The organism is Streptomyces sp. NPDC052301 (assembly GCF_044593395.1).
GTDB lineage: Bacteria > Actinomycetota > Actinomycetes > Streptomycetales > Streptomycetaceae > Streptomyces.
Genome location: NZ_JBIUBE010000005.1, coordinates 614159 through 637458 on the forward strand (window position 1 = coordinate 614159; position 23300 = coordinate 637458).

General features: G+C 71.8%; 19 protein-coding genes, 3 tRNA genes and 1 pseudogene. 7 read left to right on the plus strand and 16 right to left on the minus strand.

The window, feature by feature from the left end; translation table 11 throughout:
• Window positions 1-16: 16 nt before the first annotated feature.
• On the minus strand, window positions 17-1453 hold the full coding sequence (locus tag ACIHEJ_RS17300) for an MFS transporter (protein WP_400135926.1): 1437 nt from the start codon (window positions 1451-1453) through the stop codon (window positions 17-19).
• A gap of 178 nt (window positions 1454-1631) precedes the next feature.
• Between ACIHEJ_RS17300 and ACIHEJ_RS17305 the strand changes: the two genes are divergently transcribed.
• The 3 genes from ACIHEJ_RS17305 to ACIHEJ_RS17315 all read left to right on the plus strand — a co-directional run bounded on the left by ACIHEJ_RS17305 (window position 1632) and on the right by ACIHEJ_RS17315 (window position 1938).
• Window positions 1632-1729 (plus strand) — tRNA-OTHER (locus tag ACIHEJ_RS17305).
• An 18-nt stretch (window positions 1730-1747) separates the two neighbouring features.
• Window positions 1748-1845 (plus strand) — tRNA-OTHER (locus ACIHEJ_RS17310).
• Between the two features lie 18 nt (window positions 1846-1863).
• Window positions 1864-1938 (plus strand) — tRNA-Cys (locus ACIHEJ_RS17315).
• Window positions 1939-2023: 85 nt separating this feature from the next.
• On the opposite strand, the gene ACIHEJ_RS17320 is transcribed toward ACIHEJ_RS17315, so the two are convergent.
• Window positions 2024-2530: a hypothetical protein gene (locus ACIHEJ_RS17320; protein ID WP_400135929.1), complete on the minus strand. Its 507-nt coding sequence runs from the start codon at window positions 2528-2530 to the stop codon at window positions 2024-2026.
• A 288-nt stretch (window positions 2531-2818) separates the two neighbouring features.
• On the opposite strand from ACIHEJ_RS17320, the gene ACIHEJ_RS17325 reads away from it, so the two are divergent.
• From ACIHEJ_RS17325 to ACIHEJ_RS17335, 3 genes and pseudogenes are all read left to right on the plus strand, one after another.
• Window positions 2819-3226 (plus strand): transposase, encoded by a 408-nt coding sequence (locus tag ACIHEJ_RS17325; RefSeq protein ID WP_400135932.1) that lies wholly within the window; start codon window positions 2819-2821, stop codon window positions 3224-3226.
• 95 nt (window positions 3227-3321) lie between these two features.
• Window positions 3322-3426, plus strand: a pseudogene (locus tag ACIHEJ_RS17330) (dioxygenase); the annotation flags it as partial.
• Between the two features lie 402 nt (window positions 3427-3828).
• Window positions 3829-4941: a hypothetical protein gene (locus ACIHEJ_RS17335; protein ID WP_400135935.1), complete on the plus strand. Its 1113-nt coding sequence runs from the start codon at window positions 3829-3831 to the stop codon at window positions 4939-4941.
• A 54-nt stretch (window positions 4942-4995) separates the two neighbouring features.
• Here ACIHEJ_RS17335 and ACIHEJ_RS17340 read toward each other — a convergent pair whose 3' ends face one another.
• From ACIHEJ_RS17340 to ACIHEJ_RS17380, 9 genes are all read right to left on the minus strand, one after another.
• Window positions 4996-5187: a hypothetical protein gene (locus ACIHEJ_RS17340; RefSeq protein WP_400135936.1), complete on the minus strand. Its 192-nt coding sequence runs from the start codon at window positions 5185-5187 to the stop codon at window positions 4996-4998.
• A 370-nt stretch (window positions 5188-5557) separates the two neighbouring features.
• On the minus strand, window positions 5558-6709 hold the full coding sequence (locus tag ACIHEJ_RS17345) for an SUKH-4 family immunity protein (protein WP_400135938.1): 1152 nt from the start codon (window positions 6707-6709) through the stop codon (window positions 5558-5560).
• A gap of 142 nt (window positions 6710-6851) precedes the next feature.
• A complete protein-coding gene (locus ACIHEJ_RS17350) occupies window positions 6852-7037 on the minus strand; it encodes a hypothetical protein (RefSeq protein WP_400135940.1) in 186 nt (61 codons plus the stop codon).
• Complete coding sequence (locus tag ACIHEJ_RS17355) at window positions 7034-9343, minus strand: xanthine dehydrogenase family protein molybdopterin-binding subunit (protein WP_400135943.1); 2310 nt, start codon at window positions 9341-9343, stop codon at window positions 7034-7036. Before ACIHEJ_RS17355 ends, ACIHEJ_RS17350 begins: the two co-directional genes overlap by 4 nt.
• Window positions 9340-11208, minus strand: coding sequence for a 2Fe-2S iron-sulfur cluster-binding protein (locus ACIHEJ_RS17360; RefSeq protein WP_400135946.1), 1869 nt, complete (start codon window positions 11206-11208; stop codon window positions 9340-9342). The genes ACIHEJ_RS17355 and ACIHEJ_RS17360 overlap by 4 nt, the downstream gene beginning before the upstream one ends.
• Window positions 11205-12098 (minus strand): FAD binding domain-containing protein, encoded by an 894-nt coding sequence (locus tag ACIHEJ_RS17365; protein ID WP_400135948.1) that lies wholly within the window; start codon window positions 12096-12098, stop codon window positions 11205-11207. Before ACIHEJ_RS17365 ends, ACIHEJ_RS17360 begins: the two co-directional genes overlap by 4 nt.
• A 250-nt stretch (window positions 12099-12348) precedes the next feature.
• Window positions 12349-14019 carry a beta-N-acetylhexosaminidase gene (locus tag ACIHEJ_RS17370; RefSeq protein ID WP_400135951.1) on the minus strand — a complete coding sequence of 557 codons (1671 nt, stop codon included), beginning with the start codon at window positions 14017-14019 and terminating at the stop codon, window positions 12349-12351.
• A gap of 201 nt (window positions 14020-14220) precedes the next feature.
• A complete protein-coding gene (locus ACIHEJ_RS17375; RefSeq protein ID WP_400135954.1) occupies window positions 14221-14511 on the minus strand; it encodes a DUF3039 domain-containing protein in 291 nt (96 codons plus the stop codon).
• A 30-nt stretch (window positions 14512-14541) separates the two neighbouring features.
• A complete protein-coding gene (locus tag ACIHEJ_RS17380) occupies window positions 14542-15114 on the minus strand; it encodes a YqgE/AlgH family protein (protein WP_061923946.1) in 573 nt (190 codons plus the stop codon).
• A gap of 265 nt (window positions 15115-15379) precedes the next feature.
• Here ACIHEJ_RS17380 and murA point away from each other — a divergent pair, with 265 nt between their 5' ends.
• A complete protein-coding gene (gene murA, locus ACIHEJ_RS17385) occupies window positions 15380-16720 on the plus strand; it encodes a UDP-N-acetylglucosamine 1-carboxyvinyltransferase (RefSeq protein ID WP_400135957.1) in 1341 nt (446 codons plus the stop codon).
• A gap of 169 nt (window positions 16721-16889) precedes the next feature.
• On the opposite strand, the gene ACIHEJ_RS17390 is transcribed toward murA, so the two are convergent.
• The 5 genes from ACIHEJ_RS17390 to ACIHEJ_RS17410 all read right to left on the minus strand — a co-directional run bounded on the left by ACIHEJ_RS17390 (window position 16890) and on the right by ACIHEJ_RS17410 (window position 23111).
• Complete coding sequence (locus ACIHEJ_RS17390; RefSeq protein WP_023550134.1) at window positions 16890-17171, minus strand: HU family DNA-binding protein; 282 nt, start codon at window positions 17169-17171, stop codon at window positions 16890-16892.
• A gap of 292 nt (window positions 17172-17463) precedes the next feature.
• On the minus strand, window positions 17464-18879 hold the full coding sequence (locus tag ACIHEJ_RS17395; RefSeq protein WP_400135960.1) for an NAD-dependent malic enzyme: 1416 nt from the start codon (window positions 18877-18879) through the stop codon (window positions 17464-17466).
• A gap of 384 nt (window positions 18880-19263) precedes the next feature.
• Window positions 19264-21636 carry a HelD family protein gene (locus ACIHEJ_RS17400; RefSeq protein ID WP_400135963.1) on the minus strand — a complete coding sequence of 791 codons (2373 nt, stop codon included), beginning with the start codon at window positions 21634-21636 and terminating at the stop codon, window positions 19264-19266.
• 60 nt (window positions 21637-21696) lie between these two features.
• Complete coding sequence (locus tag ACIHEJ_RS17405) at window positions 21697-22464, minus strand: anti-sigma factor family protein (RefSeq protein ID WP_400135966.1); 768 nt, start codon at window positions 22462-22464, stop codon at window positions 21697-21699.
• A gap of 62 nt (window positions 22465-22526) precedes the next feature.
• Window positions 22527-23111, minus strand: a complete 585-nt coding sequence (locus ACIHEJ_RS17410; protein ID WP_030167252.1) for a sigma-70 family RNA polymerase sigma factor — start codon at window positions 23109-23111, stop codon at window positions 22527-22529.
• Between the last annotated feature and the right edge of the window lie 189 nt (window positions 23112-23300).

Sequence of the window (23300 nt, forward strand, 5' to 3'; positions counted from 1 at the left end):
CGTGCGGCTGTACGGTTCACCGCTCCCGCAGCCGTCGCGTCACCCAGGCCCCCACCAGCGCCACCGCGGCCATCGGCAGGAAGACGGCCAGGAAGGCGGCCGGACGGGTGCCGTCGGTGGCCGTCGCCGCGGTGGCCGCCGCGGTACCGCCGCCCAGGGCCGCGAAGGCCGCGCCGGTGCCCGCGAGGAGGACGACGTTCGACAGGGCGTCGGAGATCTGGAGGGCGGCGGAGTTGGCGCCGGCCTCCTCGGGGGCGGACAGCTGGAGCAGCAGCACACTGGTGGAGGAGATCACCAGGCCCATGCCGAAGCATCCGAAGCCCCAGGCGACGGCGACGATCCAGACGGGGACGGAGTGCGCGAGGACACCGGGCGCCGTGAGGATCGCGGCGGCGACCAGCACCATCCCGCAGGTCATCAGCCGTTCCCGGTACGGCTCCACGCGCGAGCGGGACTGCACCCAGGAGCCCAGCGCCCAGGTGCCGCCGCCCGCGGCCAGGGAGAACCCGGCGAGCGTCGGCGACAGGCCACGCTGGGTGACCAGCATGAGCGGGACGAAGGACTCGGCGGCGATGAAGGAACCGGCGGACAGCCCGCGCAGCAGCACCACGGAGGGCAGACCGCGGGCCGCCCGGTAGGTGCCGCGCGGGAGGAGACCGAGGACGGCGGGCACCAGCAGCGCGGCGCCGGCCAGGCCGGGCAGCACGGAGAGGGGGCGCAGGTCCTGGGCGGCGTACTGGAGGAGACCGGCGCCGAGGGCGATGCCGAGGGCGAGCCGGATGCGCCGGCGGTCGAAGGAGCCGGAGCCGGGCTCCCCGCCCACCGGTCCGGACGCCCTCCGGCGTATCTGCGGCAGGGCGAGGGCGAGCGGGAACACGACGAGGGCGGGGATGCCGAGGAAGACCCAGCGCCAGCCGAGGTGCTCGGTGACGGCGCCCGCGGCGAGCGGGCCGACGATGGAGGGCACCACCCAGCCCGCGGCGAAGGCGGCCATGATCGCGGGGCGCAGCCGCTCGGGGTAGGCGCGCCCGACGACGACGTACAGGGCGACGATGACCAGGCCGCCGCCGAATCCCTGGACGGCCCGCCCGAGGATGAACACCCACATGGACTGCGCGGTCCCGGCGACGACCAGTCCCGCGGCGAAGGCCCCGATCCCCGTGGTCAGCGACCCGAGGGGGCCCTTGCGGTCCGACCACTGTCCGGAGAGGACCATGCCGAGCAGGCTGGTGGTGAAGTACCCGGAGAAGGCGAAGGCGTACAAAGCCACACCGTCCAGCTCCCGGGCCGCGACGGGCATGGCGGTGCCGACGGCGGTGGCCTCGAAGGCGATAAGCAGGACGACGGAGACGATGCCGACACTGAGGGCCCGGTGGGACCGGCTCAGCACACCGCCGTCCTGCTCGACGGCTGGGTCCACGACGGCGGCGTCACGGGATTCAAGGGCACTCATGGTCGTCAGAGTAAGCTCCGCAACCGACATTGACCCCTGTCACGAGACGGACCGTCCCTGCGACCTTGGTCGTACGCCCCGAGCCCTTCTGTGAACGCGGCGTGGCAGTCACATTGCAGCCCCGGCCCTCCCCTTGAACACCCCCACCGCCCCCACCTACGGTCATTCACACGAACACGGCCGTGTGCCCGAGTGGTTCAGGGGCTCGCCTGCGCTGCATCCATCAGCGAGCTCCGCTCGCGGGGAGTCACGTGGGTCCGATTCCCGCCACGGCCGTGCAGCACAACCGAACACGGCCGTGTGCCCGAGTGGTTCAGGGGCTCGCCTGCGCTGCATCCATCAGCGAGCTCCGCTCGCGGGGAGTCACGTGGGTCCGATCCCCGCCACGGCCGTGCAGCACAACCGAACACGGCCGTGTGCCCGAGTGGTTCAGGGGCTCGCCTGCAAAGCGAGTTACGTGGGTTCGAATCCCGCCACGGCCTCCACTCACGTGACCAGGCTGAACGAAAGGCGGCACCCTCCGGGGGCACCGCCCTTTCGGCCGTCCCGTCCCAGCTCGTTGGAACAGGGCTAGGATCCGCCGCGCTGGGTGCCACCCTGCGTGCCGCCACCCTGGGTGCCGCCCTGCGTGCCACCGCCCTGGGTGCCGCCCTGCGCATTGCCACCGCCCGGCTTGCCGCCACCCTGGGTGCCGCCCTGGGTGCCGCCCTGCGCATTGCCACCGCCCGGCTTGCCGCCACCCTGGGTGCCGCCCTGGGTGCCGTTCGGCCGGTTGCCGAAGTTGCAAGTTGCGCCCGTCTGGCAGATGACCACGGGACCATTGTTCCGGCCACTATTGCGACCGCTATTACCGCCGTTCTTACTACCGCTATTTCGGCCGTTATTGGACCGGCCGTTATTGGACCAGCCGTTACAGTACTTGTAATTGTTCTTACATGAACGATCCGGGACACGCTGCTGTGCCGTCACCACTTGCTGCGCGCCGGGTTTTTGCACCGAAGCAGACGCACTGTCGAGAACCCCACCCATGAGTAGGGGGGGTATTGCCAGACCGGCAACGATGAGACTCCTGCGCATGAGTGACTCCTCGCGGCGCATCGATCTCTTGCAAAAGGCCGAGGCTAACCCTCACTGGTCGTAAGGCGACTCATTTATGGCCGACCACCAGGATCGAGTGACCCCATCGATGATGGCGAGACCCACGTTACTACTCGCAGACCGGACCGCCTAACGCTGGGAATGCTCAATACGGTTGAGCGATAAATATGTCCTGGTTCAACGACAATGCGACCGCGTTGCGGCCGAGAGGCTAGTACTACAGCCTCAGATCTTGTGACTGCTGATCGGTGATGTCGTTGTCTGGCCATGCTTGTCGATGTGGCGCCGGAGCATGTGGAGGGGTGGGCGGAGGAACCGGCCTCGCTCACCGCAGGGTTGGGGCGCTTGTTCGCGCGGCCGGAGCCGCGGGAGGTGTTCGCGGACCTGATTGAGGGTCTGCTGTCGGACCTGGGCCGCAAGAACGGCTGGCCGATGGCCGAGCGGGCCGGGCACGCCACCCCGCACCGGATCCAGAAGTTCCTCGGTGAGGCGTCCTGGGACGCGGGGGCGCTACTGGCCGAGGTCCAGGACTACATCGCCGGCCACCTCGGGAATGCGCAGGCCACGCCGGTGCTGGACGACACCCAGGTGATCAAGAAGGGGACGCGGTCGGTCGGGGTGGCCCGCCGGCACTGCGGGTCCACCGGGGACGCGCTAACTGCCAGGTCATGGTGATGCTCACCTACGCGGCCGAGTGCGGGCACACCTTTGGCACCAGCACGGTTGTTGCGGCGGGCCTGGGCGGCACGTTCGCGGCGAACGCCTACGCCGGCGCACCTCCGTCGGGCGGCCCCGGCGGCGGGGGCGGCGGTCACCAGGAGCCGACCGACGACAGGCGCTACCTCCGGGGCGTCTGGAGGACGGACCGGCACGGCTACGCGGTTCCGGGCCCTTCGGGCTGCGCACCGCCGGTCGGGTGGTCTTCGCGGACAGTCGGCACCCGCGCGTGGAGCGTCTGGAGAGTGGCGGCGCCTCTTTTGCCTTAACTGACGGTACGTCAACTACTGCGGCTGAGGGATGCCGCGATACCGGGAGGTTCGATGCGTCGGGAGTCTGGTGCAGGGGGAGGGATGTTCGGCTTGTCAGGCCGGCCGTCGTTCGCAAGACGTCGGTGGTCAAGGGCCGCCGCGCTCGTTGGGAGCCTGGCGCTCGGCGTCGTGGGGATGTCGGCCCAGGAAGCGTACGCACAAGGTCCGTGCGGCACGAACGGGACCTTCAGCGGTTCCACCTGTACGTACACCACGACCGGGGAGGACACGTTCACCGTTCCCGCCGGGGTGACCAGCATTCACGTGGTCGCCGACGGTGCCGCAGGCGGCTTCGGCGCCACGGTCAGCCCCGGAGGCGCCGGCGCACGGGTGACCGCGGACCTGACGGTCACGCCCGGCAGCACCTGGTATGTCGACGTCGGGGTGGGCGGAGGCGCCGGCGGCAGCGCCAATGGCGGGGCGGGCGGCGGCGAGTCCGACTTCCGTAATTGCTCCGCGTTCTCCTGCGCGCTAACCGGTGTTCCGTCGTCGGACCCGCGCCTGCTGGTGGGCGCCGGCGGTGGCGGAGGGGGCGGCGGCACTCACGACCCAAGGCCCGGCGGCGCCGGTGGTGTGGGGCCTGCCTACTGCAATCCCGGGTCTGACGGCACGGGCGTCAGCGGCGCCGGACAGGGCACCGGCGGAACGTGCACCACCGGCGGAACGGGCGGCGGAAGCAGCGGCGGTGGAACCGCCGGCACGAACGGATCACCGGGTCTCGGGGGCAACGGCGGCAACTTCGGATCTCCGTCCGGTGGCGGCGGAGGCGGCGCCGGCTTCTGGGGTGGTGGCGGTGGTGGCACGGGGAACGACACCGGTGCGGGCGGGGGCGGCGGTTCCAGCTTCGCCACCACGAGCGCGAACAACGTCTCCACGGTCGCCAACCCCAACACCACGCCGCAGGTGACCATCAGCTTCACGCCCGTGACGCCGGTGCCGACCCTGGTCACGACCCCCAACAGGACCACGGCCCGGGTGGGCACCCCGGTCATCGACCGCGCGACGGTGACAGGGAACGCCCAGTCCGGCAATCCGGCGGACTCCGGTGCGACGGTGAGATTCTTCGTCTGCGGGCCGCCGGCGTCGAGCTGCAACAGTGGCGGCACCCCGGTGGACGGTCCGCGACCTCTGACGGCCACATCGGCGACCAGCGCCACGGCCACGTCCGGGCCGTTCACGCCGACCGTCACCGGGACCTATTGCTTCCGCGCCGAGTACTCGGGCAACCCTAGCTACGCCCCGACGTCTGCGGACGGCAGCGGCGAGTGCTTCACCGTGACTCCCCGGGGTGGCGGGGGCTGGGGCGGCCCTTGGCACCCGAGCGATGGCTGGTACTACGACCTGAGCCACCCTCACTGGTAGTGGCCTCAACCGGTCGGACGGCCGACGGCTCTGAGACCGACCATGAGCGAGGTCTCAGGGCCGCCAGGCTGCGACGACGTCCCGCGGCCCCCACACCAGCTCGATCTCGCCCTCGGGCAGGGGCGTAGCGGACAGGGACACAACCGCCAGACCGCTGGTGCCGGGCGTGAAGCCCGGCACCTTGGCGGCCCCTTGAGCGAGAGCGGTCAGGTCGTGCCGGTCGAAGGGTGTACCGAGCCACTTCACCGATCCGGCGAAGTGGCTCGTCCCGGCGACGGGGCCACGGTCTGCACCGACGAGATCGATCTCGGGTGAGAACCGGCGGTGCCACCAGCCGCCGACCACCTCCGTGTCGGACCAGGGAAGTCGCCGGAGACCGCGGCCGGCTCCATGGCCTCAGGGATCAGCGGCTCGACGGCTCAAGTCCAACAGCAGACCCTCGATCAGGTCCGCGAACACCTCCCGCGGCTCCGGCCGCGCGACCAAGCGCCCGAACCCTGCGGTGAGCGAGGCCAGTTCCTCCGCCCACCCCTCCACATGCTCCGGCGCCACATCGACAAGCACGACCAGACAACGACATCACCGATCAGCAGTCACAAGATCTGAGGCTGTAGTACTAGAGCACCCCGCCCCGCTCGTCCTGGAAGAGTTCTGTCCAGTAGTGCCAGGGCGTGCGCGGGGTCGTGGGGTCCGCCGTCGACAGGGTGTGGATCATGGCCGCGGCGAGGTGGTCGTAGGCCGTCGTCGTCAGTTCGTGGCGCAGGTGGGCGTCGATCGTGCGCTCGTGGTGCAGGAGCCAGAGCGTGTAGGCGAGGGTGGAGACGTCGGTGTTGAGGGGGTAGAGCGTCGCCTCCGGTTCGCTGAAGGTCAGGACCGCGCCCGTTCGGCCGTCGATCACCAGGCTGTTGTCCCCGATCAGGTGGCCGAGGCGGATCAGGTGGTCGCAGTGGGCCGGGAGGTCGGACAGGGGATAGTCGCCCCGCTCGTCGGCCATGTACTCCCGCAGCGTCGGCAGCGGGACGTCCGTGTCGGCGTGGAAGAGGACCGCCTGCTCGGGCAGCCCCGTCTCCCGCAGGAAGCGGCGGGTCGGCTCGTGGGAGAGCGTCGACGGGAAGTCGACCTCCTCGAAACGGGTCACTCTGCCCTGCCCGAACTCCTGGTCCAGCATGCGCGCCGGGACGTCCAGGGTGAGTCCGGACGCCGTGCCGGGGCCCGCGGCGAGGGAGAGGGGACGGATCAGGGCCGCCGCCTTCCAGTAGGGCGGGACCTGGCCGTCCGTGCCCTCCGCGAAGAGGGAGAGGAGACGGCGGGTCGCCTCGGCCGCCGCCTCGGGGCCGTACCGGCCGGCCAGGGAGGCGAAACGGCCGCGCAGGCCCGCCAGTTCCTCCGTGACCGCGGCGAAGCGCAGCAGCGTGTGCAGGGAGGGCGCGAAGGGGCGGGCGCCGGAGGGGTCGAAGAGGTAGGCGGTCGTCAGCTCGCCCGTGGCCCCGTCGAGCAGGATCGACTCGCGCTCCATGCCCGCCGGGTTGAGCAGTTCGCCTATCACCAGCCGGTCCCGCAGCTCGGCGGCCACCCGGAACGGGGCGTCCGCGGCGTCGGCGAACTTGCGCAGGCCATGCGTGCGGAGGGGGGAGAAGGTCAGCAGGTCGGTCTCCGTGGGCAGCCCGGAGTCACCGAGCAGGCCGCGCGTCGGAGCATGCGTGACGTAGCGGTCGAGCTCCGCCTCGGTCAGCGTGATCGCCGGGATCCCGGCGTCGGTCGTGCTCATCGCTCCCCCGCGATCTTCCCCGTCGGTGCACGTCGAGTCCGTGAGCGCAACTGCCCCCACCACTCAGCACACTACGCCGCCCCACTGACAACGGCCCTCGGCAGAAGGGACGCCGGACGGCCCGGGCACGTTCCCCCACGCCTCAGGTGAAGTAGACGCCGCCCAGTACGACGGCCAGGGCCGCCACCAGGAACAGCAGGACCCAGAGGAACAGCTTGCCCACGCTCGGCGGGGGCTCGTAGCGCGGCTCGTCCGAAGCCTGCGAGGCTTCCGGGGCCTGCGGGGCTTCCGGGGCCCGGGAGGTCCTCGAGGTCTCGTGCGTGCTCACTGGGCCGTCACCACCGCTGCCTGCGGGCGGATCGGAAGGCGGTTGACCGGGCGGCCGGTGGCCGCCCGGACGGCGGAGGCGATCGCGGCCGGTGCCGTCACGACCGGGACCGCGCTGACCGACTTGGCGCCGAAGGGCGCGACGACGTCCCGTTCCTCGACGAGTTTGACGATCCGGATGTCCGGCGCGTCCAGGGCGGTCGGCAGGGCGTAACCGGTCAGGTCGGGATGGCGGATCAGGCCGCGCGGAGTGCGGAGGTTCTCGGTGAGCGCGATGCCCACGCCCTGGGTGACGCCGGCCTCGATGCGGGCGGCCAGCTGGGCCGGGTTCAGGATCCGGCCCACGTCCTGCGCCACCGCCAGCTCCACCACCCGGACCGAGCCCAGCTCGATGTCGACGTCCACCACCGCGCGGATGGCGCAGAAGGCCAGGCCGACGAAGGCGTCGCCCTGACCGGCGGCGTTCAGCGGCTCGGTGGGGTGCGGGCGGCACTGCGCCGTGGCCCACAGCTCCTTGCCGTCCATCGCCTCCGTGACGGTGGTCGACAGCACGCCGTCGTACGAGGTGATCTTGCCGTCGGTGATCTGCAGCAGCTCCGTCGACATGCCGAACTTGTGGGCGAGCGGCTGGAGGAGCTGGGTGCGGACCATCTTCGCAGCGCGCTCCACCGCGCCGCCCGACACCCAGGTGTGCCGGCCCCGGCAGCCCGCGCCCGCCGGCGGCTGGTCGGTGTCGACCGGGGCGACGTGGACCTCCTCGATTCCGAGGGTCTCCTGGACGATCTGCCGGGCGAGCGTGGTGAAGCCCTGGCCGGTCTCCACGGCCGCGCAGAGGACGGTGGCGACGCCGTCGTGGACCTTGACGGTGGCCGTGGACACCTCGTCGGCGCCCTCCGCGCCGAGCATGTGCACCATGCCCAGGCCGTAGCCGACGCCCCGGCGCACCGCACCCGGCTCGCCCGCGCCCTCGGGGCCGCCGGGCAGCAGCCACTCGTCCTCGGGCGTGTCCTTCGGGAGGGCGGGCAGCGGGAAGTCCCGTACGGTCTGGAGGAGTTCGGCCACCGGGGCGGGACACGTCACCGTCTGGCCGATCGGCAGCACGTCCCCGGTCGCGAGGACGTTGCGCAACCGCACCTCGGCCGGGTCCAGCCCGAGCTTCTTCGCCAGCTTGTCCATCTGCGCCTCGTAGGCCGCGCACACCTGCATCGCGCCCTCGCCGCGCACATGGCCGGAAGGCGGGTTGTTGGTGCGTACGGCCCAGCCCTCGATGAAGGCGTTCGGGACGACGTACGGGCCGCACGCGAAGGAGACGGCGGCGGCCAGCGCTTCGGAGGACGTGTCGGAGTACGCGCCCGCGTCCAGCAGGATCTGCGCCTCCACCTTCACCAACTTGCCCTCGGCGTCGGCGTGGTGGCGGTAGCGCAGCAGGGTGGGGTGGCGGTGGGCGTGGCCGAGGAAGGACTCCTCACGGGTCGCCGTCAGCTTCACCGGGCAGCCGGTCCGCAGGGCGAGCAGGCCGAGCGGGAGCTGGAAGCCCTGGTCCTCGCGGTCGGCCGTGGCTCCGGGCACCCCGGTGACCACGATCTTCACCTGATCGGGGGACAGGCCGTAGCAGGCGGCGGCCGTGTTGCGGTCGGCGTGCGGGTCGGTGGAGGCCAGGTACAGCTCCACCCCGCCGTCCGGGCGCGGCACGGCGAGGCCGGCCTCGGCGCCGATCGGGGCCGGGTCCTGGCGCCCTATGCGGTACAGGCCCTCGACGACGACCTCGCCTGCGGCCTCCGGGTCGCCGTGGTGCAGCGGGATGTGCCGGATCAGGTTGCCGTCGGGGTGCAGCGGCTCGGCCTCGAAGGCCTGCTCGGGATCGGTGATCGGGTCGAGGACCTCGTACTCGACGATGACGGCGGCGGCGGCCATCCGCGCGGTGTCCGGGTGGTCGGCGGCGACGGCCGCGATGGGCTCGCCGTGGTGCCGTACGACCTCGGAGGCGAACACCGGGCGGTCGGGCGTGCCCCGGCCGTGGCGGGGGGTGCCGGGCACGTCCTCGTGGGTGATGACGGCGCGTACGCCGGGCATCTCGCGCGCGTGGGTCGTGTCGACGGAGACGATGCGCGCGTGCGCGTGCGGGGAGCGCAGCACGGCCGCCCAGAGCAGGCCCTCGGCCCACAGGTCGGCCGCGTACGGGAAGGTGCCCTCGGTCTTGGCGCGGGCGTCGGCGTGCGGCAGCGAGGCGCCGAGGCCGTGCGGCCACGCGTCGGCCTCGGGGACCGCTTCCGCGGCGGTGGTCGCCGTGGCGGCTTCGTTGCTCACGCCTGGCCTCCGTCCTGGCCGTAGTGCGGGTCGTGCGGGCCGTGCGGATCGTGCGGTCCCGGGGTGCCGTACGGGTCGGGCGCGCCGTACGGATCCGGGGTGCCGCCGTAGCCGGCGGACGTGCCGTGCGGCGGGTCGAACGCGCCCGGTGCCTCGAACGCCGACGGGTTGACGCCGCCCGAGCCGGGGCCCGCCTGGTGCGGAATACGTGCCTCCTCGGCGTCCGCGCCGGGAGCGGAGTGCGACGCCTCGCGTTCGGCGACGACCTCCTTGACGGCCTCCACGACACCCCGGTAGCCGGAGCAGCGGCACAGGTTGCCGCACAGTGCCTGCCGGGTCTCCAGCTCGGTCGGCGCGGGGTTGCCCTCCAGCAGGTCGTGCACGGTCATCGCCATGCCCGGCACGCAGAAACCGCACTGCACGGCACCGCAGCGGGCGAGCGCGCGCTGTACGTCCGAGGGCTGCCCGTCGACGGCCAGGCCCTCGACCGTACGCACCTCGCTGCCGGCCGCCGTGACCGCCGGGACCAGGCAGGAGGCCACCAGGCGCCCGTCGACCTGCACGTTGCAGGCACCGCATTCGCCCTGCGAGCAGCCGTCCTTGGCGCCCGCGAGACCCAGGCGCTCGCGCAGGACGTAGAGCAGCGACTCGCCGATCCAGGCGTCGGTGACGGGGCGGTCGGCGCCGTTGACGCGCAGGACGTAGGAGGCGAGGGGGTGGTCGTCGTGCGGCGGCAGGGGCGCGTGGTGCTCCTCCGCGGCGGCCTCGTGCGGGGACGCGGGGTGCTCACCGGGGGCCTCGGCGTCGCCCTCGGGCGTGTCGTCCGGCGGGGCGGCCGCGGTGTCGTCGGCGTCGGCCGGGTGTGCGGCTTCGGGTTCGACTGCTTCGGCCGGGTCCTGCGGTGCCTCCGGGCCGGGGGGTGCCGGCGCGGCGGCGGCCGTCGTCGCGGCCTGTGGGGCCGTGGCGGGGGCCGGGGGCTCCGTGGGCTCCTCGTGGCCTGCCGGGCCGTCAGCGGGGCGCTCAGGGGCCTTCGCAGGGCCGTGGGCGTCCGCGTCCGGCGCCGCTCCGGGCCGGGGCCGCTGCTCCCGGTCGGTGTGACCGGGCTCGGCGTGGCCGGCGTCCTCGTGGCCCGGCTCGTGCCCCGGCTCCGCCTGCTCCGGCTCCGCACGACCGGCCGGAACGTGCCCGTACGGCTCCTCCGGCCCGTATCCGTCGTCCGGCCCGTACCCCTCCGGCGCCGTGCCGCCCGCCGGATGTGCGCCGGTGTGGTCGGGCACGGGGGTGCCGGGGTGGGCCGGAGGCCGGGAGTCGGCCGGGCTGCCCCAGGGGTGGCCCGTCCCCTCCGTCGCCCAGGGTGCGGGCGCGCCGCCGGGCAGGGTGGCCGGCGGCGTGCCGCCCCACTGCTCGACCAGGGAGGACGTGGTGAACTCGCCGGACTCGTCCGGAAGATCGCCGCCGGCGACGGGGATGGACCACTGCCCGGTGACGTCGTGCCCGGGTGCGGCCGGGGCCGCGGGCTCCTCGAAGGTCCAGTGCTGGGTCGCGCCGGGCTGGTAGGTGAAGCGGTCGTCCGTGCCCTGGGCCGAGGGCGTGGCGTTCGGGTCGGGCCACTGGGGGTCGTCGGCGGCCGCGCTCCAGCTGCCGGTCGCCGCCGGGTCGGCGGTGCCGGGGGCGACCGCTATCTGCGGCGGCACGTAACCGTGTCCCGGTGCGGCCAGCGGGCTGTCGCCGTTCAGCAGGGCGTCGATGCCGCCCTCGGGGAGCTTGACGAACGCGGTGGCGCCGTCGTCGTAGTCGCCCTGGGGCAGCGGGTTCCAGCGTCCGCCGCCCTGGTGCGTGCCCTCTCCGTGCTGGTCGTCGGTCACGACAGCGCCCTCCCCAGTGCTCGTCGGGCCAGTGCGGCGACGGTGCGCCGCAGGTGCAGTACGGCGGGCGGAAGCGGGGTCACCGAGCCGTCGGGCTCGGGTGCCGGATCCGGGATGCAGGCCGCGGCCACGTACTCGCCGAAGGCGTTCAGGGCCTCCGGGACGAGCGCGCGGTCGTTGTCCCAGTCGATCAGCTGGGCGACCCACTGCTCGGCCTCCAGGGGGCGCAGCGGCATCGGCGCTATGGCACCGACGGCGCACCGCACCCCGCGCCGGGCGGGATCGAGGACGAGGGCCACGGAGGCCAGCGCGCGGCCCGGGCCGGTTCGTCCGGTGGCCTTGAGGAAGACCTGCGGGGCGTGCAGCAGCGGCACGCGCACGTAGCCGATGAGTTCGCCGCCGTGCAGCATCTCCACGCCGGCCAGCAGGTGCGACACCGGGATCTCCCGGCGGGCTCCGCCCGGGCCCGCGATGACCAGCGTCGCCTCCAGGGCGGCCAGCACCGGCAGCGCGTCCCCGGTTGGGGCGGCCGAGGCGATGTTGCCGCCCAGGGTGCCGGCGTTGCGGATGTGCGGCGGGCCGGCCGCGCGGGCGGCGGCGGCGAGCGCCGGGATCAGGGCCGCGAAGTCGGGACGGCCCATCCGCGCGTGCGTGAGGCCCGCGCCGAGCAGCGCGTGGCCGTCCTGGTACTGCCAGCCGCGGATCTCGCTGATCCGCCCGAGGCCCACCAGGGCGGCGGGCCTGAGCTGGCCGGAGTTGACGGCGGCCATGAGGTCGGTGCCGCCCGCCACCGGGACGGCCGTGGGCATGGCGGTGAGGGCCGCCACGGCCTCGTCCAGTGTCGTGGGCAGCGTGACGGCCTGCGCCGCCTGCGGTGCGTGCGTGGTCAAACCGGCTGCCCCTTCCCGCTGCCCCACCTGGTCCCACCTGTGTGGCCGTACGGTACGTGCTCACAGGGCGGACGTGGCAACTCTGGCACATCTTCGCGAGGGCCGAACGCGGGGGTCCGCTAGGAGGCATTCGCCCGCCTCACCAGGGAGATGGTCCGATTTCGCACAGCATCACCGGTGAGCGCGGATTGCCACTCTTCGGTGATGCTTGAGGTCTTTTTCCATTACCAGTTCGGAAGCACCCCTTCGACTATCTGTTCGGGGGCTTTCCCTCGATCGGACGGCCGGGGACACCGGGACGTTTCTGCCACGGCCGGGGGCCGGCCGGTGGCCGGTAGGCGACCCCGAGGGCGTCGAGCCGCCGGTAGTGGGCGGCCATCCGGCGCTCGAAGTCCGCGAAGTCCCGGTCCGCCGGGGCGGGCAGCCGGCTCCAGGCGACCTCGGCGAACGCGGCGAGCCGCGGAAACGTCTGGTAGTCCACGCGCGCGGCGTCCTCCAGCACCTCGGTCCACACGTTGGCCTGCGTGCCCAGCACGTGCCGGGCCTCCTCCGCGGTGAGTTGGGGCGGCACCGGCTCGAACCGGTAGACGTCCTCCAGGGTGCGCACGAAGCCGATCGGCACCGGCTCGTCCTCGCCCGGCGCCTGACGGTGGTCCAGATACACGTACTGCTCCGGGCACATGACCACGTCGTGACCGGCCCGCGCGGCGGCGATCCCGCCGCCGTATCCGCGCCAGGAGGACACCGCCGCGCCCCGGGCGAGGCCGCCCTCGAGGATCTCGTCCCAGCCGATGAGCCGGCGCCCGCGCGCGGCGAGCCACGCGTCGAAGTGGCCGACGAACCAGGACTGCAGCCCGTCCTCGTCGGCCAGCCCCAGTTCGTTGATGCGGGTCTTGGCGGTCACCGACTCGCTCCACTGCTCCTTGCGGCACTCGTCACCACCGATGTGGATGAACCGCGAAGGGAACAGTTCCAGTACCTCCTCGAACACCCCTTCGTAAAACCGCAGGGTGGTGTCGGTGGGAGCCAGTACGTTGGAGGAGATCCCCCAGTCGTCCCAGACGGAGAGGGCCGTGGTGTCGATGACGTCGGTGTTGCCGAGTTCCGGGTACGCGGCGATGGCGGCCTGCGAGTGTCCCGGTACGTCGATCTCCGGGACGACGGTGATGTGCCGCTCGGCGGCGTAGGCGACGATCTCCCGGATGTCGTCCTGGGTGTAGTAGCCGCCGTGCGGTTTCTGCTCCCACAGCGGTGAGGCCCGATGACCGAATTTCGACCGTGCCCGCCAGGACGCGGTCTCGGCCAGCTTCGGGTAGCGCTTGATCTCGATCCGCCAGCCCTGGTCGTCCGTCAGGTGGAAGTGGAAGACGTTGAGTTTGTGCGCGGCCATCAGGTCCAGGTAGCGCAGCACCCCGTCCTTGGGCATGAAGTGGCGGGCCACGTCGAGCAGGAGCCCGCGCCAGCGGAACCGGGGGGCGTCGTGGATGGTGACGGCGGGGAACTCCCACTCCTGCCGCCCGCTGACCGGGGCGCGCCGGAAGGCCTCCGGGCCGAGCAGTTGACGGAAGGTCTGGGCGCCCCAGAACACGCCGGCCTCGCTCGCACCGTCGATGGCGATGAGATGTCCGTCGGCGCACATCCGGTAACCCTCGTCGCTGCCGAGTTCGTCCGCGAGCCCGGGGGTGATCCGCAGCAGGATGCGGCAGCCGCCGTCGCGGAGCGGCGCCAGCGGCAGACCGGTCGCCGCGCCGACGGTCGCGCGCAGCCACCGCGCGACCCGCTCGGTGCCCTCGCCGGCCTGGATCTCGGTGTCCGCGTCGATCACGTACCCGGTGCCACCGCCCGGCAGCGAGGCCGAGATCCGCTCCGGGGCCGGGATCAGCGTCACGTCCGGTTCCGGGAAAAGGGGTGTGTCGCTCATACCGCCGTCGCACCTCCGCACCAGCGTTGCACCGCGTGCAACGGCCGTTCCGCTCCGCACCGCTAGGGAGGCTACGGAGTCCGGTGACGGCCGACAAGAGGTCTGAACCACTTCGCGCCGGGAGCGCGCGAAGACCCCCGGGACAGGCGTGCACGCACGCGTCCCGGGGGCCTCACGAGACTCGGGCCGGCGGGGAGACCCCTACTTGCCGCCGCCCTTGTCGCCGCCCTTGTCGCCGCCGCCACTGCCCATGGACTCGTAGATCTCCTTGCACATGGGGCACACGGGGTACTTCTTCGGGTCGCGGCCCGGCACCCAGACCTTGCCGCACAGCGCCACGACGGGGGTGCCGTCGAGGGCGCTCGCCATGATCTTGTCCTTCTGGACGTAGTGGGCGAAGCGCTCGTGGTCGCCGTCACCGTGGGACACCTGCGGCGTCGGCTCTACGAGGGTCCCCGTACCAGTCCCGCGCTCGGGCTCGAGAGTGCTCATACCGCCCAGGGTACTGAAAGCTCACACGCATCAGTTGAGCGAAGGGTCGTCCGGATACGTGGCCACCATCGCCAGCTCGTTGCGCTGACGGCGCAGCACCTCGCGCCAGAGTCTCTCGGGCGCCGGCGAGGAGACGTCCCCCGGCTCGGACTCGACCACGTACCAGGCGCCCTCGACCAGCTCGTCCTCCAGCTGGCCGGGGCCCCAGCCGGCGTACCCGGCGAAGATCCTCAGGGACCCGAGGGCGGAGGCGAGCAGTTCCGGCGGGGCCTCCAGGTCGACCAGGCCGATCGCGCCGTGCACCCGGCGCCAGCCCAGCGGGGCGAGGTCGCCGTTGGACCCGCCCGGGATGACCGCGACGCCGAGCGCCGAGTCCAGCGAGACGGGTCCGCCCTGGAAGACCACACCGGGCTCGCCGGCGAGGTCCGCCCAGCCCTCCAGGATGTCGCCGACGTCCACCGGGGTGGGGCGGTTGAGGACGACACCGAGGGAGCCCTCCTCGTCGTGGTCGAGAAGGAGCACCACCGCGCGGTCGAAGTTGGGGTCCGCCAGGGCGGGAGTGGCCACGAGCAGCCGCCCTGTGAGCGAGGACACCTCGGTCATGCCAGACATGATCCCGCATCTTCCCCCGGTGTGGGGAGCCAATGCGGGGTACCCAGGCCAGGGCGTAGGGGAGCAAGTCCGGCGCCCGCCGGACCGGTGACCCCATGTGCCCGATAGGGAACGGTTCGTGTTGTGACACAGCTATGACGCGACTGGGCGGTACTTGGGCTTAACGACGGGGGGTGATCGGCGATTACCCTGTCTTCCCGGCCCCTGCGCACAGTGATCGGCCGGCCCCTGCCCAACTCATCGGAACGCGAGATTCATGACCGTCAACGACGATGTCCTGCTTGTCCACGGCGGAACCCCGCTGGAGGGCGAGATCCGTGTCCGCGGTGCGAAGAACCTCGTACCGAAGGCCATGGTCGCCGCCCTGCTGGGCAGCGCGCCGAGCCGCCTGCGCAACGTTCCCGACATCCGTGACGTGCGAGTGGTGCGCGGCCTGCTCCAGCTGCACGGGGTGACGGTCCGCCCGGGTGAGGAACCCGGCGAGCTGGTGCTGGACCCGACGCACGTCGAGAGCGCCAATGTGGCTGACATCGATGCCCACGCGGGCTCCAGCCGTATCCCGATCCTCTTCTGCGGCCCGCTGCTGCACCGTCTCGGGCACGCGTTCATCCCCGGCCTCGGCGGCTGTGACATCGGCGGCCGGCCCATCGACTTCCACTTCGACGTGCTGCGGCAGTTCGGCGCGACCATCGAGAAGCGCGCGGACGGGCAGTACCTGGAGGCCCCGCAGCGGCTGCGCGGCACGAAGATCCGGCTGCCGTACCCTTCGGTCGGCGCGACCGAGCAGGTGCTGCTGACGGCGGTCCTCGCCGAAGGCGTCACCGAGCTGTCCAACGCGGCCGTCGAGCCGGAGATCGAGGACCTCATCTGCGTGCTGCAGAAGATGGGCGCGATCATCGCGATGGACACCGACCGCACGATCCGCATCACCGGTGTGGACAAGCTCGGCGGCTACACCCACCGTGCCCTGTCGGACCGTCTGGAGGCGGCGTCCTGGGCGTCGGCGGCCCTGGCGACCAACGGCAACATCTACGTCCGCGGCGCCCAGCAGCGCTCGATGATGACGTTCCTGAACACCTACCGGAAGGTGGGCGGCGCCTTCGAGATCGACGACGAGGGCATCCGCTTCTGGCACCCCGGCGGCCAGCTGAAGTCCATCGCGCTGGAGACGGACGTGCACCCCGGTTTCCAGACCGACTGGCAGCAGCCGCTGGTGGTGGCACTCACGCAGGCCACGGGCCTGTCCATCATCCACGAGACGGTGTACGAGTCCCGGCTGGGCTTCACCTCCGCGCTCAACCAGATGGGCGCGCACATCCAGCTCTACCGCGAGTGCCTGGGCGGCTCGGACTGCCGTTTCGGCCAGCGCAACTTCCTGCACTCGGCGGTCGTCTCGGGCCCGACGAAGCTGCAGGGCGCCGACCTGGTCATCCCGGACCTGCGGGGCGGCTTCTCGTACCTCATCGCGGCCCTGGCCGCCGAGGGCACGTCCCGGGTCCACGGCATCGACCTGATCAACCGCGGCTACGAGAACTTCATGGAGAAGCTCGTGGAACTGGGCGCGAAGGTGGAGCTGCCGGGCAAGGCGCTCGGCTAGCCCCCGGATACGCCAAAAGGGCGGCCCACCTCGGCGAGAGGGGGGCCGCCCTTTGGGCGTCGTCAGCTGCGGCGCGCCCCCGAAGGGGCGCGGGGAACTGCGCGGCCGGCCACAGGCGGCCCGCAGTCACCCACGGCGCTCCAGTGGACCGGCGCTCGCAGCGGAGCGCTTACTTGCCCTTGGCCGCTTCCTTGAGCTTCGAGCCCGCGGTGACCTTCACGCTGTAGCCGGCCGGGATGTTGATCGGCTCGCCGGTCTGCGGGTTGCGCGCGGTGCGAGCGGCACGGTGGGTGCGCTCGAAGGTCAGGAAGCCGGGGATGGTGACCTTCTCGTCGCCCTTGGCGACGATCTCGCCGACGGTCTCGGCGAACGCGGCCAGCACGGCGTCGGCGTCCTTGCGGGTCACCTCGGCGCGGTCGGCCAGCGCGGCCACCAGCTCACTGCGGTTCATGTTGTTACTCCCGTGTTCTTCTTGCCGTTGGGGTGTGCCACGCGGCGGATCCGCCCGAGGCACTGCGATGCCGATGCGCTCGCGCCCAGGGACGCATCCTGCCCCTACCTGCGGCGGTAAAGCCAATCCGGCACCCGTAGGAGTCGTGGGAACACCCTGGGGAGTCACACGAAAAGCGCCTGCTCGGCCGTCACCCTAGAGCGCACCCGGCATGTGCTGGTTCCACGACGCGCCGGTGCGGGGGCCGGTCGTGGTGATCCTCACAGCCCCTGCACAGTACGTCACGCGGTGTCTAGACGGTCGCTCCGGCCGCCTTCGCGGCCTCGCGGACGGCGCCGGCGACCGCGCCCGCGACCTTGTCGTTGAAGACGCTCGGGACGATGTAGTTCGGGTTCAGCTCGTCCTCGGTCACCACGTCGGCGAGGGCCTGGGCGGCGGCGAGCATCATCTCCGTGTTGACGGTGCGGGACTGGGCGTCCAGCAGGCCGCGGAAGACACCCGGGAAGACCAGCACGTTGTTGATCTGGTTCGGGAAGTCGGAGCGGCCGGTGGCCACGACCGCCGCGGTCTGGCGGGCGATCGCCGGGTCCACCTCGGGGTCGGGGTTCGCGAGCGCGAACACGATGGCACCGTCGGCCATGGCGGCCACGTCGTCGCCGTCGAGGACGTTCGGGGCGGAGACGCCGATGAAGACGTCGGCGCCGTGCACGGCCTCCTTCAGCGTGCCGGTGAGGCCCTCGGGGTTGGTGTTGTCGGCGATCCAGCGCAGCGCCGAGCCGGTCGGGGCGTCCACCAGGTCCTCGCGGCCGGCGTGGACGACACCGTGGATGTCGGCGACGACGGCGTTCTTCACGCCCGCCGCGAGCAGCAGCTTGAGGATGGCCGTACCGGCGGCGCCGGCGCCGGACATGACGACCCGGATGTTCTCGATCGCCTTGTCCGTGACGCGCAGGGCGTTGGTCAGGGCGGCGAGGACGACGATCGCGGTGCCGTGCTGGTCGTCGTGGAAGACGGGGATGTCGAGGGCCTCGCGCAGCCGGGCCTCGATCTCGAAGCAGCGGGGGGCGGAGATGTCCTCGAGGTTGATGCCGGCGAACCCGGGGGCGATCGCCTTGACGATCTCCACGATCGCGTCGCTGTCCTGGGTGTCCAGGCAGATCGGCCAGGCGTCGATGCCGGCGAAGCGCTTGAAGAGGGCCGCCTTGCCCTCCATGACGGGCAGCGCGGCCTTGGGGCCGATGTTGCCCAGGCCGAGCACGGCGGAGCCGTCCGTCACGACCGCAACCGAGTTGCGCTTGATGGTGAGGCGGCGGGCGTCCTCGGGGTTCTGGGCGATGGCCATGCAGACGCGGGCCACACCCGGCGTGTAGACCATGGAGAGGTCGTCACGGTTGCGGATGGGGTGCTTCGACGCCATCTCGATCTTGCCGCCGAGGTGCATCAGGAACGTACGGTCGGAGACCTTGCCGAGGACGACGCCCTCGATGCCGCGCAGCTTCTCGACGATCTCGTCGGCGTGCGCCGTGGAGGAGGCGGCGATGGTGACGTCGATACGGAGCTTCTCGTGACCGGAAGCGGTGACGTCGAGGCCGGTCACCGAGCCTCCGGAGGACTCCACCGCGGTGGTGAGCTGCGAGACGGCGGTTCCGCTCGCGGGCACCTCCAGCCGGATGGTCATCGAGTAGGAGACGCTGGGCGCCGTTGCCATGGCCGACTTCCTCTGCTTTCACCGTGTCGCGAGTTGTGCCGTCCGATCGTCGCACCTACCGCTCAGTACGTGGTAGTCGCCCTGGGTTGCGGACGTTTTGTTCACAGGAACCCGACCGGTAGGTGCACAGTTTCGGAAAACCACTTCCACCATACGAGAAACGATCAGGCGAGAGAAGAGGACGGGCAGACGAAAGAGGCCCACGTCACATCGGACGTGGGCCTCTCACGAGTTCAGTGACACCGACCCGCCATGCTCGCCTCGCGGCAAGTGGTCCCTCTGAGGGACGAAGGTTGGGCCCGGGGGCTTGGATCGGGCCGGTGCCACACCCAGGCTAACAAACCGACGGCGGAAGCCCTTCCCCCTGCGGGGAGTTCACAGGAATCAGTCCCTGAGCAGGTCCGGCACCCCGGAAGCGTCCGGCTCGTCCCGGTCCCCCGAGACCACCGTCAGCTGCTGGGTAGCCCGGGTCAGCGCCACGTACAGCACGCGCAGGCCCGCCGGGGACTCGTCCGCGATCTCCGCGGGGGACACGACGACCGTCGCGTCGTACTCCAGGCCCTTGGCCTCCAGGCTGCCGAGGGCCACGACCCGGTCGCCGAGCCCGGCCAGCCAGCGCCGGGCCTCCGCGCGCCGGTTCATCGCGACGACCACGCCGACCGTGCCGTCCACCACGCCCAGCAGCCGTTCGGCCTCCGCCCGGACGGTGGCCGCCTGCGAGTCCCGGACGACGACGAAGCGCGGCTCGACCCCGGTGGACCGTACGGCGCTGGGCGCCTCGGAGCCGGGCATGGCGAGCGCGAGCACCTTGGCGGCCAGCTCGGCGATCTCGGCCGGGTTGCGGTAGTTCACGGTGAGCTGGAAGCGGCGCCGGGGCCGGGTGCCGAGGGCCTCGTCGCGGGCCTCGGCCGCCTCGTCCGGGTCGGACCAGGAGGACTGGGCCGGGTCGCCGACCACCGTCCAGGTGGCGTGCCGGCCGCGGCGGCCGACCATGCGCCACTGCATCGGGGTCAGGTCCTGCGCCTCGTCCACGATGACGTGCGCGTACTCGGTGCGCTCCTGCGCGAGGCGCTCGGCCCGCTCCCGCTGGCTCTCCTCACGCACCGGCATCAGCTCCTCCAGGCCGGTGAGCTGGTCCAGCGGGTCGAGCTCGCGCTTCTTCTTCGGCCGGGCCGGGGCACCGAGGATCGCCTGGAGCTCGTCGAGCATGGCGATGTCGTGCACGGAGTACCCGTCCCGCTTCAGCGAGCGGGCGACCTTGCGCACCTCTCCGGGGTTGAGGATCCGGCGGGCCCAGCGGCCGAGCCGTCTCTCGTCGGCCATGGCGTCGAGCACCGCCTTCGGGGTCAGCTCGGGCCACCAGGCGTCGAAGAACGCGAGGAAGGAGTCCTCGCTCCTGACGTCCTCGTCGAAGGAGGAGCGCAGCTCGGCGGCCAGCTCCGGGTCGGTGTGCCGGCCTGCCGCCCCGGACTTCGCCCACAGGGCGTCCAGGAGCAGCTTGCGGGCGCGCGGGCGGAGCAGGTTGACGGGCGCGGTGCCGCCGAGGGCGGTACGGCGGACCCGTTCCAGCTCGGCCGTCTCCAGCTCCAGACGGCGCCCGAAGGCGACGACGCGGAGGCGGTCGGTCGTCCCGGTGACCGTCCTCGTCTCGTCCGCCTCGTCCTCGTCGTCGAGGGCGAGCTGCCCCACCGGGGCGCTCGGCCCCAGCTCCAGCGCGCCCCGGGCCGCCTTGCGCAGCACCTTCAGCATCCGGTACGAGCCCTTGGCGCGGGCCACGGACGGGGAGTCGTACAGCGTGGCCTCGGCGCCGTCGACGAGTGAGCCGATCGCGCGGATGGCGACCTGGCCCTCCTCGCCGAGCGAGGGCAGCACGCCCTCGGTGTAGGCGACGAGCAGCGGGGTCGGGGAGACGATCAGGATGCCGCCCGCGTAGCGTCTGCGGTCCTGGTAGAGCAGGTAGGCGGCGCGGTGCAGGGCGACGGCGGTCTTGCCGGTGCCGGGGCCGCCCTCGACGTAGGTGATGGAGGCGGCAGGGGCGCGGATGACCAGGTCCTGCTCGGCCTGGATGGAGGAGACGATGTCCCGCATGGTGTGGCTGCGGGCCTGGCCGAGGGCGGCCATGAGGGCGCCGTCGCCGATGACGGGCAGCTCGTGGCCGTCGAGGCGGGCCGTCAGCTCGGGCCGCATCAGGTCGTCCTCGACGCCGAGCACCCGGCGCCCCTTGGACCGGATGACGCGGCGCCGTACGACCCGGCCGGGGTCGACGGGGGTGGCCCGGTAGAAGGGTGCGGCGGCGGGAGCGCGCCAGTCGATGACGAGCGGTGCGTAGTCCTCGTCGAGGACGCCGATGCGCCCGATGTGCAGGGTCTCGGCGATGTCGGCGGTGTGGTCGTCCCGCACCGCGCCCTCGGCGGGTTCCACGGCGGTGTAGGCGCCGTCGGGCCCCTTCTTGCCGTCCTTGCCGAGGAGCAGGTCGATCCGGCCGAAGAGGAAGTCCTCGAACTCGTTGTTGAGCCGGTTCAGGTGGATGCCGGCCCGGAAGACCTGTGCGTCGCGCTCGGCCAGCGCGCCCGGGGTGCCGACCTGGCCGCGCTGGGCGGCGTCGTTCATCAGGAACTCGGCCTCGTGGATCTTCTCCTCGAGCCGCCGGTACACCCGGTCCAGGTGTGCCTGTTCGACGCTGATCTCTCGGTCACGGACGGAGTCGTGTGCGTCCTGTACCGAGCCGACCGCGGACTGCTGAACCTGAGCGGCCACCGGACCCCCTTCTGACGTGCTGGGCAGCCGTCAACCGTACGCGAAGGGGGCCCACCGAAGCTACGCGTCCACTTGGACCAGCTTCTTCCCGTCGAAGGTCACGACCTCGAAGTGGTCGATCTCGTTGGGCTTGAAGGCCGCCGCGCCGCCGATGTACAGCGGTTTCTTGGACTCCGGCGTCTTCCCGTTCGGGATGCCGTAGCCCCACTTCGGCACGGACCAGGAGGACATGGTCACCCGCTGGCCGTTCTTCGCGACGAGCACCAGGGAGCACTTGAGCGGCCCCTTGGCGTTCTTCAGCTCCAGCACCGTCTGTGTGCCCCAGACCTTCTCGGCCATGGCGACGGTGGCGCTGATCTGCGACGACGGGTCCGTGGCCGACTTCTTGTCGGGCAGGGAGGCGAAGGTGGTCTGCGCGGTGGACGCGGCGACCTGCCCTCCCCCGTCCGAGCCGCTGTTCACCGCGACCGCGGCCAGCGGCCCGGCGATGATCAGGGCGGCCGCCGCGGCGATCATGTAGAAGCTGCGGCGGCGCTTCTGGGCGCGCTGCTCGGCGACCTCGTCGACCAGCTTCTCCGCCAGCCGTGGGCTGGGCCTGGCGGACAGCGACTCGCCGATCGCGGGCGTGCTGCCGGAGCCCGGGAGATCCGCGAGGGCGGCCAGCATCGGCTCCATCCCGGCCAGCTCGTCCAGTTGCTGGGCGCACCACTCGCAGCCGGCGAGATGCGCCTCGAAAGCGGTTGCTTCGGCGTCGTCGAGGATCCCGAGGGCGTAGGCGCCGACGGTCTCGTGCTCGCTCGGCACCGAAGATCCCGAACTGGGGCTCATGGGTCCTGACATACCCGGACCACCCGCGCCGAATCCCTGCATTCCCCCGTATCCGCTGCTCATCACGCCGTCACCCCCCGCTCCTCCAGTGCCAGCTTCATCGACCGCAGGGCGTAGAACACCCGAGAGCGCACCGTGCCGCTGGGGATACCCAGCGTCTCGGCCGCCTCATTGACCGTACGCCCCTTGAAGTACGTCTCGACGAGGACCTCCCGGTGGGCCGGGGTCAGGTCGTCGAGCGCGTCCGACAGCGTCATCAGCCACAGCGCCTTGTCGATCTCGTCCTCCGCGGGGATGACCTCCAGCGGCGACGGATCGACCTCCTGCGGCCGGGCCTGCCGGCTGCGGTGGCCGTCGATGACGATGCGGCGTGCGACCGTCACCAGCCAGGGGCGTACCGAACCGGTCGCCCGATTGAGCTGACCGGCGTTCTTCCAGGCACGGATGAGCGTTTCCTGCACGACGTCCTCGGCGCGCTGCCGATCACCGGCGACCAGCCGCAGGACATACGCGAGCAGAGGTCCGGCGTGCTCTCGATACAGCGCACGCATCAGCTCCTCATCAGGTTCCGAGGGCTGCGAGGACATGCGATGTCGGGCCCTCGATCCACGTTCATTGGCCACGGCCGCATCCTTGCGCACGCCCACCTCCGGTGTCCGGGGGTTCCCCCAGTCGGTCGCTCGCCCACCCGTACGGAAGGGAGCGGCGTGGCGTTCAAAACGGAGTGACAGATTTCTCGGGGGTGACGTGACGAGAGGGACATGGGCGAACATTCCCACCGAGTGATCTTCACATTTCCGACACACCATCGGAGGTGGCGTCCGCTTCCCGTGTAT